Genomic DNA, 16,066 nt, shown 5'->3' on the forward strand with positions numbered 1-16,066 from the left:
TTTTCAAGTTTCAACCACAGGACACCACTCCCGTTGGTTTGTGAAAGGACGGCAAAGGTAGGGAAAAACCCGGAAAATGGCACAACCGGTTTTAAATGTATTTTTTGCCTGACAGGTAGTCGTGACTGAATTTCAGACTTTCGAACATATTGCCCTTACTGGTGTCCTGTTCTACAAACCATTTCTTCAGACCTGCCGTTTTTCTTGCCGCAAAGATCCTTTCAAAATCGATTGTGCCGTGCCCTACCTCAGTAATGTCCCCGGTTCCGGCTTCCATATCTTTTACGTGCCAAAGCGGGAAGCGGCCGGGATATTTCTTAAAATATGCCACGGGGTCGTGCCCCGCCTTGCTGATCCAGTAAAGATCCAGCTCCATATTGACCAGTTTGGGATTCGTATTGGTAATTAAGTGGTCGTATACCAATGTATTGTTATACTTCTCAAATTCAAAATCGTGGTTATGGTAGGCAAACCCGATTTCCGCCGCCGCGGTTTTTTCGCCGGATTTATTAAGCAGGTCCGGAAGCGCTGCATACACCTCGCTGGTCCTTTCATTGGGAAATAAAAAGGCGCAGGCCATATATCGTGCTCCGATGAAATGCAGGTCCTCGACGGCCTTTTCCCATCCTTCTTTTAATGTGCCTTTTGATTTTGCCTGGAACCCGGTAAGGTGATGCGAACTCACCACTTTTACTCCGGTATTTTTTAAAATAGATCTGAATTCCGCCGGGGTTTTACCAAAGAAGCTTCCATCGTAGCCGTAAATCTCCAGTTCATTATAGCCGATACCGACCAGCTTTTCCAATGTGCCTTCCAGATCCTTTGCCACGGCATCTCTTACCGAGAAGAGCTGCATGGCCAGGTATTTTTTCTTTGTGCCGGCGGCAAACAGGTTGGGGGTGTATAATCCCGCGGCACCTGCCGCAATTGTTTTCAGGAACAGGCTTCTTTTCATTGTATAACCGGTTTTAATATCAATAATTGATCCTGAAGGTAGCTGATATTGGGCAAATTTCAATCATCCTGTAACCTGGCTCCGTTTGATAAAAAAGAACGGCGACATACCTGCTGCGGAAAAATACAGGTATGGCCTGTGGGATGCTTCATCCGGATATTTATTTCACGCATTTATGAAAAACCAATAATTTTACGGGTGTGGATTTTACCCAAAACTAATCAATGTTCGCATTAAATATTTGTCTTGCCCTTAATCTGATTATTTTATTTGTTGCTTTCTTTTTCAGGAAAAACAACGCCCTTCCTAATAAAATACTGGCACTTATTCTATTAGACACCGCCATTTCGTTTTTGGGCAACGCCAGCATTACGGGTGGAATATTTGAACAATTCCCGTACTTCTTTTTTCTTTCGTGGTGTACCAATGCTTATTTTGGTCCGCTCGTTTTTGCTTATACCTGTTTGTTTACGGGTGCGGCCATCAATTTGAAACACCCGATATGGCTTGTTGCTTTTCTGCTTTGTATATTCGGGTGGTCGTTTCCCGTCACCTACCTGATGCTGCCGGTACCGGCGCGACCCGGGTTTGCAGCCTCCCTGCTGCAGGAGCCGTTGCCGTGGCAAATGACGGTCATTAATATCGTTGGCATGTTGCTGATCCTTGCAAGTGTGGCCGCTTCAGCTATAAAAATAGCCCGGTACAAAAGGCGGCTGTTTACAACCATATCTAACCTCGAAAAGACCAAATTGTCTTTTATTACGAAATTTGTTGCCCTTGGGGGCATCCTTACGCTGATTACATCTGTTTTGTACCTGGTTCTGCCGCAATACCTGGTAGAATACCTGTACCTGCCCTGTTTGATTACGCTCATTTATTTTTTTATTCTGTATTACAGTTTCCGGCATCACGCCATTTTTACCACGGAAACCTATGAGCAGTTCCTGGAAGAAACCCGCCCGGTTGTGGAAGAGTACGCCGGACCTGCTGCCAAACAGGCGGCTGTCCCTCAAAATGAACTGGAGATCTTAGCAGCGCGTATTGAAGACTTTCTGATGCAGTCCGGTACCTATACCGATCCGGATTTTACCATCAACATGCTTGCAGACAACATGCGTGTGCCGGTGGAAAAAATTTCGGCGGCGATCAATAAAGTAATGAACAAAAACTTTTTTGAGCTGGTTAATGAAAAACGGGTTGATAAGGCAAAGCTGCTTTTGGATAATAAAATAAACCAGATCACCATCGAGGCTATTGCCTATGAATCCGGCTTTAACAGCCGGGCCTCGTTTTACCGGGCATTTAAAAAATATACGGCGCTAACACCTTCCGAATATTTGAGCCAACTATCCTGAGCCGCTGTCTGAAAATAGATTTTTCCTCATACAGCCTGCTGACCCGCCGGCTGGCAGATTTGCGGGAGTTTTTTCCGCATCCGCCTGTTTTGACCCGGCGGGCAGGGGCGTTGCTTATCAGTTCTTTTCTGTGTTTGATCTGCATCGTTCCCTGCTGAACAGTCATTCGGACAAGCCGAGGGAATTAGCATCAGTACTATTTTATGTGAACACAAATGTATACAGCGCCCGGGACCGGCCGTTTTAAGGGAGGTTTATTGCCGGAAACGGCTTGTTGCGACAAATTTTCGCCTTGTTGCGACAAATTCCGGGGTGGGCGGACATCGTACCAGGCTCAATCCGGATAGTTTTGCCGGCGCCGGGTTTTCGGTAAAACCAGGCAAAATTTCAGCCTGAATGATCATTCATTGATATACCACTCTTGTATAACTGTGCACATTTTTAAATACGGTACTAAATAAAAAAAACGTGAATCACAAACGCATTGCTTTTATCGTTTATTTTTTTACGGCCTGCCATTTTGCCAATGCAGCAAACGAGCCTTTTATTACGATATGGCAAACCCCCAATATGGGAATACGGATAGACGCCATCGGTGAATTTACCTATACCTGGAAAGACCTCAACAATTTATCACATACCGGAAATGGAAGCGGTGGTTCCACTTCCGCAAGCGTATCTGCTACAAATATATCATTTGGAGCAGCCGGAAAATACCAGCTTGAAATTACCCCCGTGGCAGGCGCGCACCCGTTTTCCCATATAGAAATGAATACGGGCTACCCCGATGCGCACTATCTTACACAAATTACCCAATGGGGCGACATAGCCTGGAGCAGTATGGCCTATGCGTTTATGGATGCACAAAACCTCACCATTACCGCTGCCAATGACGTGCCCCGGCTGGGCGCAGTAACCAATATGGCTTATATGTTCAACGCTTGCGAGAGCCTTACCACCATTCCAAATATTGGAAATTGGGACGTAAGTCACGTAACAGATATGAGTTATATGTTTGGCGGTTGCAGTGTACTCACCAATATCCCCGGTATTGGAAACTGGAATGTGGGAAGTGTAAAAGACCTGGGCGGAATGTTTGCCGTTGCTTACCTGTTCAATGAAGACATTAGCGGTTGGGATGTAGGCCTGGTGGAAAACATGAGCCATATGTTCGAGTTTGCATCGGGTTTTAACCAGCCCATCGGCAAATGGAAAGGTAAAACCGGTAAGGTACAAAATACCTGGGCTATGTTTTCAGGTGCCGCAGCTTTTAACCAGGACCTCAACGAATGGGATATGAGCAGGGTAACGGATATGCAGCAAATGTTTTTAGAGGCAACGGCTTTTAACGGAACTATTAGCAACTGGAATGTCAGCAAGGTAGAATATATGTCGCTCATGTTTGCGGGTGCTGCATCTTTTAACGGGGATATAAGCGGTTGGGGTGTGGGCAGTGTGGTGGATATGTCAGAAATGTTTAGCGGGGCTATAGCTTTTAATGCCAACATTGGCGGCTGGGATGTAAGTAAGGTAGCCAACACCAGCTATATGTTTTATAAGGCCGCGGCTTTTAATCAAAACCTCGGGGAATGGAAGCTGAACGCATTAAAGGTATCCATATTCAGCTCTTCTGCTGAAGGAATGTTATCATATAGCGGCCTGGATTGTAGCAACTATAGTAAAGCCCTGATCGGATGGGCAAAAAACTCCGCTGATTTGCTCCGGAATATAAAACTGGGTGCAGACGGTCTATCTTATGGTACGGAGGGGAAGGCTGCCAGGATTGTGCTCACTGCAACGAATAAATGGACCATAACGGGCGATAATTATGATGAGCAATGCAGCATTACTGTACTACCGGTAAACTTTGGAGCGGTTTCGGCTATTTTTAAAAATAACAGGTTATACATTCATTGGGTCACCCTATCCGAAACCAATAGCAGCTACTTTGATATAGAAGTTTCCCGGGATGGCAAAACGTTTACGAAGCTGGAAACGGTAAGCAGCAAGGCGGTGAACGGCATGTCGCAAAACCACCTTAATTATGAATATACTGCAATGATGCCGCAGGCTGCAACTGTAATAGGGTTGATGGCTTTTGGCTTGTTATTATCTGTTTCCGGAAGAAAAAGAAAAAGGGTATATGTAGCAATACTGGTGCTCGTTTCAGGATTTACAGCGCTGAGCTCCTGCCAAAAAAACGGGGATGAGCTTGATGCGGCCGGGCAAGGGGGCCAACTGTTTATCCGGATCAAACAGGTAGATAAAGACGGGGATTTTCAGTACAGCAAAGTGATAAAGACGATAGTGGAATAAGAGAAAGAGAACTACATTTTTTATCAAAAACAAGTAATTTCGGTACATAATTTTAAAACCAAACTAATGCAAAAATTCCTGTACACTAGGGTATTGACATTGTTGTGTTTCTGTATTTCTTTTTCCGGTGTGTTTGCTCAGTCAACCAGGAGCATGGGCGCCACGTTTAATGCGGCAACTATTGCCCTCACCCCGCAAAAGGTATTATTATCTACCCGCAGTTTAAGAGGGCTTACCCCTGCCTACTCCCTGGAGCAATTCTGTCCTACTCCCGCGGACCAGGGCAGCCACGGCACCTGTGTGGCTTTTGCCAACGCGTATGGAGTGGCCACCATTTTATATGCTAAAACACATAATATTACCAACAAGACCATTATTGACAAATACGCTTTTTCGGCGAGTTACCTGTATGAGCAGATCAAATCCGAAGGGGATAACGACTGCCAGGAAGGAAGCGACCCCACCCTGGCGCTGGAAAAAATGAAAGACGGCGGGGATGCGTTTAGTACCACCGTTCCTTATCAATGTAATACGAAGCTGACTGATGCAGCAAAACGGGAAGCCATTAATTATAAGATCAGGGATGCCGCTATTCTTTTTGCCGGAAAAGGAATGATGGAAGGAGATAAATATGTATTAGCTGAGGAAGACATGATCGCTGTTACTAAAAAAGCATTGCTGGAGGGAACCCCGGTATCCACCGGATGGCATCTGCCTCAAAGCTTTTGTTATGTAAAATCGGATGTTTGGAATACCACCAGCGATGACCAGCTAAGCGACTGGAAACATAACGGGCACGCTATGGCGATCGTAGGCTATGACGATAATAAATACGGTGGCGCGTTCCGGGTACTGAATAGCTGGGGTACCGGCTGGGCTGATAAAGGGTTTGTATGGGTAAAATATGCCGACTTTGCCAAATGGTGCGTGCTGGCCATGCAGGTGTTTGCCGACCCGCTTACCCCTGCTCCACCGGAGGTAAAGCCCGCCCCCACTCCAACGCCACAGCCAAAGCCGGTTGAAAAAAAGTTCTCACTAAGCGGGAACATCGCTTTTAAATTAAACACCGGTGAAGATATGCCTGTAAAACAAACCACTACCCGCAACCTGCAGGTAGATGATGATAAGCCGGCTGTTAAAGAAGACCTGGTGGCCTATACCATGGCCGGCAGCTATGCCAGCGGTACCGCGTTCCGGTTTTATATAGATGTAGACCAGGAAGCCTATGTTTATGCATTTGCCACAGACCTCAGCGGAAAGGTGAATTTAATATTGCCCTTTGACGAAATGAGCTCAACCCATTTAGGGGCCAATAGTGTGATCGCCTTTCCTTCAGACAAAAAAGTGGTACGGCTGGATGAAAATAAAGGGACCGACTATCTGCTGATCCTTTACGCGGCCGAAAAACTGGAGGCAAAAAAAATAGCGGCCGATATGAATGGCATGAGCGGTGCATTAAGTTCCAAAATAAAAGCCGTGCTGGGCAGTAAGCTGATGAATAAGTCCGTTATTAAATATGCCGCGGATAAAGTGGGCTTCAGCGCCAATGGCACGGCCACGCGGAATCTTAGTGTAACAGACGATGATGCAAAAACCGTTTATAGCGGCGGCACGGTTGTTCCGCTGATGGTGGAGATCAGGCATAATTGATCGTCGCCAGTGAGATAGGGCATACCGTATCCTGATGTAGATCGTAAAATAAACGTCCGCCAGCTACGGGTTGGGAAATGATTTTCCGGTGGAGCTTTTAAAATAAAAATCAAAAACATGAGAGCTGCTTTTTCATTGTTCCTGCTAATAATGGTTGGTGCCGTAGGGGCGCAGCCTGTATCACTGATCGTTCCTTCCGGACATGCTAAATCTATTGAGCGGATAACGGCCTCTCCGGATGGCAAATATGTGGCATCGATATCATATAAAACGGTACTGGTGTGGGATGTGGCCAGCAATAAAAAGATACATGAAGTAAATCTTGATATAAGTCTCTTTGCCTCGGAAACCAACGCTCTTTCCATAACCGATAAGCTGGATAAAGTGCTGGCCTGTACCAACAGCGGTTTGTTTTGTTATAATATTCAAAGCGGGCAAAAGATTTTTAGCGAAGGGGGCATTACCTCCGGCGCGGCATTTGGCCAAAACGGAACGGTTGTATATGCCGTGGATAACGGGAGCTTTAACGTGTTGGACGCAAACAGCGGTAAAAAAATACTGGCGGTATACAAAGCGGTAAACAGTTCTGCGAACAAGTGCCGCTTTTACGAGCTGGGCAACAACCGGCTGCTGGTGCTCTACTATTTTGGCTGGAGCATTATCAATACGGTTACCGGTGAAATAGTATTGAAGAAGGAGTTTAAGGATATTTATTCACTGAAGATGGACGCCTATGACTATAATCCCGGCAACAATACGGTTATTGGTTTGCGTAATGATTCGTTGATTGCATACGATATAAATACAGCTCATGTAGAAAAGACCAAAAAGCCATTATACAATCCCCGTGGTTTTTGTATAAGCAGTGCAGATCAGTTGGTTCTGTTTAGCGCGGATTATAAACGCCAGGATTATAAAATAGAAGTAATGCGGCTTCCTGCGTTTGATGTAATTAAAACCGCAACACTGTCGGCAGCCGAGGTGCCGGGAGCTATTTATTATGGCGATCGGGCGGCGGCAGTTGCAGGAAAGGTGTTTTTTAATAATGACCGGACCGTGTTCTTTTTCAACCCGGCTACCGCAACGTACGAGCGAAAGTTTAATAACCGGATCGCCGATTTTCAGCCCTTTTTTGTTTACGGGAATCTCAGCCAGCGGCTCATGGCTGATCGCGAACTGCGCTTTGCTACCAACGATAACGGGATACGGCAATTTAATGCAGCAAATTATAAGCCGGAAAGTTATGTGCAGGGACCGGACCGTGTTACCAATCGTGTAGTATTGAGCGGTGATGGAAAACTGGCGGTTACGGTAGATAAAAAAGCGGTGTTGCTGAACGCCGTTACCGGTAAGGCGATCAGGACCATCACCCTGCCCGCCACCATTGATCCGGAACGCTGCTTTTTCTTTTTTAACTACAACAATACAAAACTGGTCTGTTGTGAAGGTTTGAAGGGAAGCCTTACTGCGATAGATATAACCACCGGTGCAGCGGCTAAACTGGCAACGTTGGGCGAACTGATTATGGAAGCGTCCGCAAGCGTTGACGGGAAATATTTTGCGGGTATCACCAGTAAAAGCAACATGCGTTATTTAACCATATATGATCTTGAAAAAAGAGCAACGGTTATGAATAAACGGCTCTGTGATCCTTCCAAAGATGCCGGATGCCCGACCAGCATTCATTTTTTGAACGATAGCTATTATATAATTACTACCAGCCAGCAGCAAAACGTAAACGTTTATAAGGCAGATGATGCAGCATATATATCCTCCTTTCAGTTACCGCATTATAACCCGTTTCTGATATTAGGCGGCGATCTGAAAAGCGACATGATCGCGATCGGGGAGGTAGGTCAGTTCCAGGTTGGCGCGCACAATTTAAAACTGGTAACCAGGGACGGCAAATTGTTGAAGGAGTTCAAAAGTGTGGATAACAGCTATTTCCTGAAAGCGACATTTTCTGCAGATGCCAAAGTAATGTTTACGCCCACCACCCAAAAGGGAGTGCAGGTTTGGGATGTGCGCACCGGTAAACTGCTGGGAACCTATTATCTGGTTGAAAAGTCGGGCGAATATGTTTTTGTTTCGCCTGAAGGCCTGTTCGATGGCAGCGTGGAGGGTATGAAAGAATTGTATTTTGTAAAGAATAATAAGCCGATCCCGCTTGAAAAGTTATATGAACGGTATTTTACGCCGGACCTTTTACGCAGGAAGATCAACGGGGAACAGTTTTCGCCCCCGGATGTGGCTGGCCTGCTGGATGCCCCCACTGTTTCTATAGCATATGCCGCAGCACAACGGAACCTGGAAGTGGCGGACGACAGGCCGGTTTTTCAGAATACAACCGGTGCGGCCGAAATAACCGTTACCGCCCGGGCGGCAGAGAGCACAATTGATGAAATACGCCTGTTTCATAATGGAAAAATTGTGACACTCGTAACCCGGAACCTCATCGTGGCGGACGATCAATCCGGGACGGCGGTTAAAAAGTACACCATCCCTTTATTGCCCGGCTCCAATACGATACGGGCCGTGGCATTAAATGCGCAGCGTACAGAGAGTGATCCGGATGAGATTACGGTGCTCTACCAGTCGGGTACGAACAACAGCAATGAGCCAAAACCGGTTAACAAGCGCAATGCTGCAGTTGCTATGATTGATAAAAATGCTACCATGTATCTGGTGGTGATCGGTATCAATGCCTATAAGAATACCGGGATGAGTTTAAACTATGCCCTGGCCGATGCAACCGCTTTTAAGGAGGAAGTGGAACGGGATGCCAAAACTGTACTATCCAATATCAAGACCTATTTTATTACGGATCATGCGGCGGATAAAGCAGGTATTACCAATGCCATTAATGAGGTACGGCAAAAGGCGAAACCGCAGGATGTATTTATGTTTTATTATGCAGGTCACGGAGTTATTGCCAATGGAAATAAAGAGTTTTACCTGGTGCCAAATGATGTTGCGGATTTAAAGAACGTAGATGAAGTGTTGAAGACAAATGGTATTGCTGCAAAAGAGCTGCAAAAATTTGCTATTGACATCCAGGCGCAAAAGCAATTATTCATCCTGGATGCCTGTCAGAGTGCGGGCGCATTTGCAGAAATGTTAAGCGCCGACGGCAACCAGCAAAAAAATATTGCATTGGTGGCACGTAGTACCGGAACACATTGGATGGCGGCCAGCGGGGCTCAGCAATTTGCAAATGAGTTTTCGACGTTGGGGCACGGCGCCTTTACATATGTGCTGCTGCAGGCCTTAAAGGGTGCCGCCGCAAATGATAAAATGATAACGGTGGATGGCTTAAAAGATTATATGCAGACAGGAGTGCCCGAATTGATGAAGAAATATAATGGCAGCCAGCAAACACCGGCCAGTTATGGCTTTGGAAATGATTTTCCGGTAGAGTTATTAAAATAACGGCATGCGGCAGATAAAAATGAAGGAGCACAGAACGCAAAGGAATGCCTGGTTAACCGTGCGCGGGCCTGCCGGCGGTAACAAACGAACTGAAAAATCAACTGTAGTTTCTATGCATACGATACGAAGACCGGGGTACAGGAGGGGGGTGCTTACATGGCTGTTGGTATGTGGTCTTGTTTTTTTAGCAGGAGCCCAGGAAAGGGATCATAAAACCATGCTGGACACGATCTTTTTGCACGCCGAAGATAACTTTAGAGACATTATGGGAAGCGGGCAGGACTCAGGTATTTTCGTCCGGCCTAAACTGATTCCCGGCAGAGGTGAAATGAAGATCGGCAGGTTCCCCAATGCGGTTACATTGAACTGGGTGATTCCTTTGGCGCAGTCAGCGCAGGTGCAGGCCGACGCCCGGGCGTTTATGCGGGTGAAATTTGCTGATCGCAAAAACTACACCATCGTGAGCGATGGCTCGGAAGAAGAAGGATACAGGATAACGAATGTATATGTCAATGCCACCGGGAAGCCTAAGCTCATCTTTCAGACAACCTATTACAGGAATAGGGATGAGCCGGCAAAAAGCAGTTTTGCGATTACGGTTTATGGAACAAAGCCGGTTAGTGGTTCTTCAGCTCCAGGTACCGGCTTTTAACCGGGGCGCCAAAGAACAGGCTGCCATGGCTGTCGAAATCCTCCGTAGAGTCTGTAGTAAAAAACTGTTGCTGCCCGTTCTTACTGCAGCGCTGTTCTATTTCAGGATGCCGCAGCAGGTAACCGGTCAGGCTGCTTGCAACCAGCTCGCCCTGTGATACTAATTTTACATCAATCGGCAAATGTTCCTGAATTTTGTCTTTCAGCAGCGGATAATGGGTGCAGGCGAGCAAAACCGTATCAATTCCGGGGCCTTTATGAAACAGGGAATGCAGGTTCTTTTTTATAAAGAAGTCGGCGCCGGGTGTGTCGATCTCGTTATTCTCCACAATGGGTACCCACATGGGGCAGGCTTCCTGGTATACCCTCATATCCGGGAAAAATTTGTGGATCTCTATCGGATAGGACTCAGAAAGGACCGTACCCCGGGTTGCCAGGATGCCGATCTCGCCGTTTTCAGAACAGCTGCCAATGACTTCGGTGGTAGGGCGGATCACCCCCAGAACTCTTCTGTCCGGCGCAATTTCAGGCAGGTCATTTTGCTGGATGGTACGCAGGGCCTTTGCCGAAGCTGTGTTGCAGGCCAGGATCACCAGGGCGCAATCCTGCTGAAAGAACCATTCCACGCATTGAAGCGTGTACTCGTATACTGTTTCAAAGGAACGGTTACCATAGGGAGCCCGGCCATTGTCGCCCAGGTATAAGTAGTCATATTGGGGCAGTAGTTTAACAAATTCTCTTAAAACTGTTAAACCTCCATAACCGGAATCAAAAACACCTATCGGGGCCATAAAATGTAAAAGTAATGAGTTGGCAGCAACCCGGAAAATAGTCGGGTCAAATTATTTTATCACGGGAAGCGACAGAAACGGCCTGGGTGATATTGGTGACATTCAGCTTCCGGAAAATATTCTTTTTATGAAATTTTACCGTCTCTTTTGAAATAAACAGGTTTTCAGCTATTTTATCGCTGGAGTATCCTTTGAATGAAAGCTGGATGATCTCTTTTTCCCGGTTGCTCAGCATCACTCCGGGCATTTTTTTCCATTTTTTTGAAACCCGGTTATAGGTAAGGGAATGGCCGTTATACCTGTTTTGCAACAGGATGTTGCCGGCAGTCCGGTTTGTGGAGTGGGATACCATGCACAATGCAAGCCATATTTCACCGTTTTGCCTGATCTCCAGGGGTGTTAGTTTGTGGTTAATGAGCGTTTGTGTATGATCTGCCCTGTTTTTTAAATGAAAATCGTAGGAGACTATATACTGGGTTCGCTCGGGCAATGGCAGCTTTTCAAAAAACTGGAACCCGGCCGTATTAATTTCCAGCAGCAGTTGCAGATCCTGCTCCGGCACCTGGTTCAGGTAAAAAGTGTATCCCAGCTCTTTTACTTCCTCCGGGGTGTACCCGCAAAGAAATAACGGGTTGTCGGAAACGTATAAAAACCCCCGGGCATTGTAATCGACCAGGTAGAGGCTGGCGTTCGACAGCCGGGAAACGGCATTTAACAGGTCTATATACCGGGCAACAACGACATAATCACTATCCGACAGGGTATTGTCCGTTTTTACCGGTTTAAAAAAATCGTTCACAGAGATCTTCATACACGAATTATTAATAACCAAAAACTACCCATAGGAGTAGGTCTGCTCTGTAAAAGAAATGATAGCTTTGCAAAACCTATTACAGGGTGTTTTTTAGATGAAAAACAAAACAGGCTGTTGCATAAATTTATGAAAAATACGTTGGAAAACGCGTTAATGGTTTTAAAACCGGGGTCCTTTATGGCACGGTATAAAATAGTGCCGGCAGTGCTGGCGCTTATTTTTTTGATCGCCTCCTGCGGAAAAAAGGATATCCCTCTTAACCCTCCGGGACCGGAGCCGCCCAATTCTCCCGATCCTCCTGTTACAATAGTTCAAGGAAAAAAAGCACAAATAGACTCCATCCGTGCAGCGCTAAAGGCCAATTCGTTTAACAAAGAGGTCCTCCGCGACAGTGTTTGGGAGGATAGTTCGGGTGTGAGTTTCTTTATCCGATATAGTGCTGACTATTACAGGGTGAATGACGGCAATGAGGCTGAAATTTATCCCGGTGCATTTTTGAATAAAAAGGATTTCCAGGAAGCCGTATTGACCCCCTTTAACGGATATCCGGATCATCCGGTAGCATTGTCTTCTACTGCCGGCGGAATAGCCGGTGATACGCTTATTGCTCCCAATAGAACAGCATTTACCGGGTTGATGGATCATTGGTTTAAGGGGCTGCAAAACGGTGATGTAAGCCTGTCCTCAGGCAGGGTGCCCTTTAAAAGATATTCCACCGCCCTGTTTAATTTTCCCGGATGGATAATAGGAGAAAATTCGGCTTTTGAACAAATAGATCCGGCATACCTGGTACCCCGGTTGCCCGACGGTACGGATGCGATCGCAAAAAGATCGGGTTATGTTGTGTATAGTATGGGCGTTTACCATCATGTACTGTTTAATGATGCCAGGGACTATAATGAACACAAAGCCAGTTACGCAGGCCTGTTAAAAAATGATGCCTGTTTTATATCAGATCTTGTTTACGGATATGCCGCCTATGTTTTTTTAGAGTCTGATGCTACCGAAGAACGGCTGAAATCGGCTGTTAACAGTTATTTTAATAATTGGGCAACGGCCGATGATATTGCTGTTTTGAAAAGCGCTGATGCAAGGGTCTATTATCAGCATGTGAATAGGAACTCAATCGCTGCCCGGGATCTGAATGGGTATGAGCGGCTGATTGAGTTTAAGAAATTGTTTGAGCAACCCTTTAACTATAAAGGGGTGCCGCTGGTATACCGGGTGAAGGGGATCAGGACGGAGGGCAGCTCCGTTAGCCTTTACCCCGTTCAATCGGATCGTGTTTATAAAACTGCATTCAGACTGAAGTAGCTGCATGGTTGAAAGGCTGACCAGTTCATTGGCTGATAAATGACCTGGTTAACCTGTAACCTTTTCAACTTATTTCTGCGCTCTGCGAATATCTGCTCCCAGGGCCTGTAACCGGGTGTCGATCTGCTGGTAGCCCCGGTCAATCTGCTCAATATTCTGGATCGTACTTTGTCCTTCTGCACTTAGGGCGGCGATCAGTAAAGCTACCCCCGCGCGTATATCCGGGCTGCTCATGGTAATGCCTCTTAACTTCCGTTCGCGGCCAAGGCCGATCACTACGGCGCGGTGCGGATCACAAAGAATGATCTGTGCACCCATATCAATCAGTTTGTCTACAAAAAAGAGGCGGCTTTCGAACATTTTCTGATGAATGAGTACGCTGCCATGTGCCTGTATGGCTGTTACCAGCACAATGCTCAGGAGGTCTGGTGTAAAGCCCGGCCAGGGATGGTCGTAAATGGTCAGTACACCACCGTCGAAATATTTTTGTATCGTATAACTTTCCTGTGTGGGAATATGAATGTCATCACCTTTTATTTCCAGGTTGATGCCCAGTTGCTCAAAGCGGTTGGGGATTACCCCCAGGTCCGGAACGCTTACATTTTTGATCAGGATATCGCTTTGGGTCATAGCGGCCAGGCCGATAAAAGAACCAACCTCGATCATATCCGGAAGAATGGTATGTGTGGTGCCGGAAAGATGGGCTACCCCTTCAATTGTAAGCAGGTTGCTGCCGATGCCGCTGATCTTCGCGCCCATACGATTGAGCATTTTACAAAGTTGCTGCAGGTAAGGTTCGCAGGCGGCATTATAAATGGTGGTAGTGCCGGTAGCCATAGTAGCGGCCATTACCACGTTGGCGGTACCCGTCACGGAGGGCTCATCCAGCAGCATATAAGTGCCTTTGAGCTCTTTGGCCGACAAATGGAAAAAACCATCGGCTTCATTATGATTGATATTGATACCAAATTTTTCAAAACCGATTACATGGGTGTCCAGCCTGCGGCGCCCGATCTGGTCGCCACCGGGCTTGGGAATAAAGGCTTTTTTATAACGCGCCAGCATGGCTCCGGCAAGCATTACGGAACCCCGGAGCTTACCGCTTTTTTTGCGGAAAGCCTCGCTGTGCAGGTAATCAATATTTACGTCTTTTGCCCGGAAGATACAGGTACTGCGGTCAACGCGGTTCACCTCCACATTCATTTCTGCCAGCAGCTCGATCAGCAGGTTCACATCCAGGATATCCGGAATGTTTTTGATCGTCACTTCTTCAGGGGTCAGCAGTACTGCACAAATGATCTGCAGCGCCTCATTTTTTGCACCCTGCGGATAAATTTCCCCTTTTAACCGGTTGCCCCCACGGACTTCAAATACGTTCATCAGAATATTAATTTGTGGGCGAAGATAGTCGAATACCCTTGTTCTTTTTAAACTACCCGGTTGCTTTTAATTGAAAATTCCGGATGAAGCCTGTACCAAAGAAATTTACCTGTACCCCCACGATCTTACCAATGTCTTTTTCAAACCGGCCGGCATAGGCTTCTTTATTGTTTACTGTTATTTGAATATGCCGCTCCCGGACCTCACATTTCAGCTGCACGGGTTTTGAAAAATCGACGCCAAACGCAGAAAGATCATGGGTTCTTCCTTCAACAGGTAGTTCCCCCAGCATCATATTAAACTCGCCGGCGCAACCGGGCTTGCCAAGCGGAAGAAGCAGATAACCATCGGTGCCCAGTACAACAATATTGGTATGAAGACAGGGAGAGGGGGTGCCGTGGTAGGTATTTTGGAGATCCAGGCTCAGGAGAAAATTCCTGCTGCTGATATCCGGTTCCCGGCTCACATTGGCCAGCGTAACTATTGGGGCTGTTTTATCCTGTTCTATATGGAGGTCGTTCAAGTCCTGCTGACTGATGCCGGTTTGACCGGGAACCGTGTGCAGCCGGTCTGTTACATAAACGGGAACCGGTTCCCGGAGAATGGCTCCCATCCATCCGCCGGACTCGATGATCAGCTCGTGCTCCCTTACTACAGAATCGTTCAAAATAAGTTTGGCTTTATAAAAACCCGGCATATAGTAGGTGCTGGTATACGTATGCAGGTTTTTGTCAACGCTGAATTTTCTTTTCGGATCCCAGCTTTGCTGTATGAAAACACTGTCGGCATTGGAATGGGTAGCATCGTATTCAAAAATGACGGTATTGGGAACGCCGAGGGTAACCGGTTTACTGGAAAAACGGAGTTGATCAAATGTCAGCGGACTACGGGGTTGGCGAACAAAAATAGAACCGATAAGAAGCGCAGCCCCGGCAAGGGCCAGCATCAATAGAATAATCTTGAAAGACCTTCGTTTTTTGGAAGAAGGGGCAGGCGCTGCGGGCTCCGGCTGCGGGGATATTACCGAAGCCGTAAAAGTCCGCCAGTTGGCAAAACCGGCAAAACGGGCCAAAGCGTCAAGCGTGCTTAGGTTGGGTTTGCTGTTATACTGCACCTTCCCCCAGATGCGTTTGAGTGTGCTGGCGCTTAAAACTACCCCGGTTACTTCAAAGATCCGGTCACCCAGGTTTTCAAAATCCTGGTTCTGCCACTGATTGCTGCTACCCCAGCCCAGTTTTTCTTCGATGAGCTTCCGGCATTTTTCTAAAAACTGCTGATTATCGGTCATTTTTTAATTGTGATCGGCCTTGAACAAACTTGAACAGGCCATGAATTTACAATTTATTAAACGGGAAACAATTTTGAACCCGATCCCCGCCCGCAGGATCCTGTAAAATCAGCGTCCTCTTTT

Annotated in this window: 11 protein-coding genes; 6 read left to right on the forward strand and 5 right to left on the reverse strand. The window is 46.7% G+C overall.

The window, feature by feature from the left end; genetic code table 11:
• Positions 1-91 precede the first annotated feature (91 nt).
• Positions 92-955 carry a sugar phosphate isomerase/epimerase family protein gene (locus BLS44_RS07455; protein ID WP_090389619.1) on the reverse strand — a complete coding sequence of 288 codons (864 nt, stop codon included), beginning with the start codon at positions 953-955 and terminating at the stop codon, positions 92-94.
• 224 nt (positions 956-1,179) lie between these two features.
• Here BLS44_RS07455 and BLS44_RS07460 point away from each other — a divergent pair, with 224 nt between their 5' ends.
• The 5 genes from BLS44_RS07460 to BLS44_RS07480 all read left to right on the forward strand — a co-directional run bounded on the left by BLS44_RS07460 (position 1,180) and on the right by BLS44_RS07480 (position 10,357).
• On the forward strand, positions 1,180-2,310 hold the full coding sequence (locus BLS44_RS07460) for a helix-turn-helix domain-containing protein (RefSeq protein ID WP_143019694.1): 1,131 nt from the start codon (positions 1,180-1,182) through the stop codon (positions 2,308-2,310).
• 468 nt (positions 2,311-2,778) lie between these two features.
• The gene (locus BLS44_RS07465; RefSeq protein ID WP_090389422.1) at positions 2,779-4,626 is read left to right on the forward strand and encodes a BspA family leucine-rich repeat surface protein; all 1,848 of its coding nucleotides are present in this window, start codon (positions 2,779-2,781) and stop codon (positions 4,624-4,626) included.
• 66 nt (positions 4,627-4,692) lie between these two features.
• A complete protein-coding gene (locus tag BLS44_RS07470; RefSeq protein ID WP_090389423.1) occupies positions 4,693-6,276 on the forward strand; it encodes a C1 family peptidase in 1,584 nt (527 codons plus the stop codon).
• 117 nt (positions 6,277-6,393) lie between these two features.
• Positions 6,394-9,705 carry a caspase family protein gene (locus BLS44_RS07475; RefSeq protein ID WP_090389424.1) on the forward strand — a complete coding sequence of 1,104 codons (3,312 nt, stop codon included), beginning with the start codon at positions 6,394-6,396 and terminating at the stop codon, positions 9,703-9,705.
• A 4-nt stretch (positions 9,706-9,709) separates the two neighbouring features.
• Complete coding sequence (locus BLS44_RS07480; protein WP_090389425.1) at positions 9,710-10,357, forward strand: hypothetical protein; 648 nt, start codon at positions 9,710-9,712, stop codon at positions 10,355-10,357.
• On the opposite strand, the gene murI is transcribed toward BLS44_RS07480, so the two are convergent.
• Together murI and BLS44_RS07490 are read right to left on the reverse strand one after the other, a co-directional pair.
• Positions 10,323-11,147, reverse strand: coding sequence for a glutamate racemase (murI, locus tag BLS44_RS07485; RefSeq protein WP_090389426.1), 825 nt, complete (start codon positions 11,145-11,147; stop codon positions 10,323-10,325). The genes BLS44_RS07480 and murI overlap by 35 nt on opposite strands.
• Before the next feature lie 46 nt (positions 11,148-11,193).
• Complete coding sequence (locus BLS44_RS07490) at positions 11,194-11,958, reverse strand: response regulator transcription factor (protein WP_090389427.1); 765 nt, start codon at positions 11,956-11,958, stop codon at positions 11,194-11,196.
• 180 nt (positions 11,959-12,138) lie between these two features.
• On the opposite strand from BLS44_RS07490, the gene BLS44_RS07495 reads away from it, so the two are divergent.
• Positions 12,139-13,275, forward strand: coding sequence for a hypothetical protein (locus BLS44_RS07495; protein ID WP_143019695.1), 1,137 nt, complete (start codon positions 12,139-12,141; stop codon positions 13,273-13,275).
• Positions 13,276-13,344: 69 nt separating this feature from the next.
• Here BLS44_RS07495 and murA read toward each other — a convergent pair whose 3' ends face one another.
• Positions 13,345-14,655, reverse strand: coding sequence for a UDP-N-acetylglucosamine 1-carboxyvinyltransferase (gene murA / locus BLS44_RS07500; RefSeq protein WP_090389429.1), 1,311 nt, complete (start codon positions 14,653-14,655; stop codon positions 13,345-13,347).
• 52 nt (positions 14,656-14,707) lie between these two features.
• The gene (locus BLS44_RS07505) at positions 14,708-15,943 is read right to left on the reverse strand and encodes a hypothetical protein (protein WP_090389430.1); all 1,236 of its coding nucleotides are present in this window, start codon (positions 15,941-15,943) and stop codon (positions 14,708-14,710) included.
• Positions 15,944-16,066 lie beyond the last annotated feature (123 nt).

Origin of the sequence: Niabella drilacis (genome assembly GCF_900101395.1) — a bacterium.
GTDB classification, from domain to species: Bacteria; Bacteroidota; Bacteroidia; order Chitinophagales; family Chitinophagaceae; genus Niabella; species Niabella drilacis.

Excerpts from the sequence above, each read along its gene's own strand:
- BLS44_RS07455 (WP_090389619.1), bottom strand. The coding sequence starts at position 955 with ATGAAAAGAAGCCTGTTCCTGAAAACAATTGCGGCAGGTGCCGCGGGA.
- BLS44_RS07460 (WP_143019694.1), top strand. The coding sequence starts at position 1,180 with ATGTTCGCATTAAATATTTGTCTTGCCCTTAATCTGATTATTTTATTT.
- BLS44_RS07470 (WP_090389423.1), top strand. The coding sequence starts at position 4,693 with ATGCAAAAATTCCTGTACACTAGGGTATTGACATTGTTGTGTTTCTGT.
- BLS44_RS07475 (WP_090389424.1), top strand. The coding sequence starts at position 6,394 with ATGAGAGCTGCTTTTTCATTGTTCCTGCTAATAATGGTTGGTGCCGTA.
- BLS44_RS07480 (WP_090389425.1), top strand. The coding sequence starts at position 9,710 with ATGCGGCAGATAAAAATGAAGGAGCACAGAACGCAAAGGAATGCCTGG.
- murI (WP_090389426.1), bottom strand. The coding sequence starts at position 11,147 with ATGGCCCCGATAGGTGTTTTTGATTCCGGTTATGGAGGTTTAACAGTT.
- BLS44_RS07490 (WP_090389427.1), bottom strand. The coding sequence starts at position 11,958 with ATGAAGATCTCTGTGAACGATTTTTTTAAACCGGTAAAAACGGACAAT.
- BLS44_RS07495 (WP_143019695.1), top strand. The coding sequence starts at position 12,139 with ATGGCACGGTATAAAATAGTGCCGGCAGTGCTGGCGCTTATTTTTTTG.
- murA (WP_090389429.1), bottom strand. The coding sequence starts at position 14,655 with ATGAACGTATTTGAAGTCCGTGGGGGCAACCGGTTAAAAGGGGAAATT.
- BLS44_RS07505 (WP_090389430.1), bottom strand. The coding sequence starts at position 15,943 with ATGACCGATAATCAGCAGTTTTTAGAAAAATGCCGGAAGCTCATCGAA.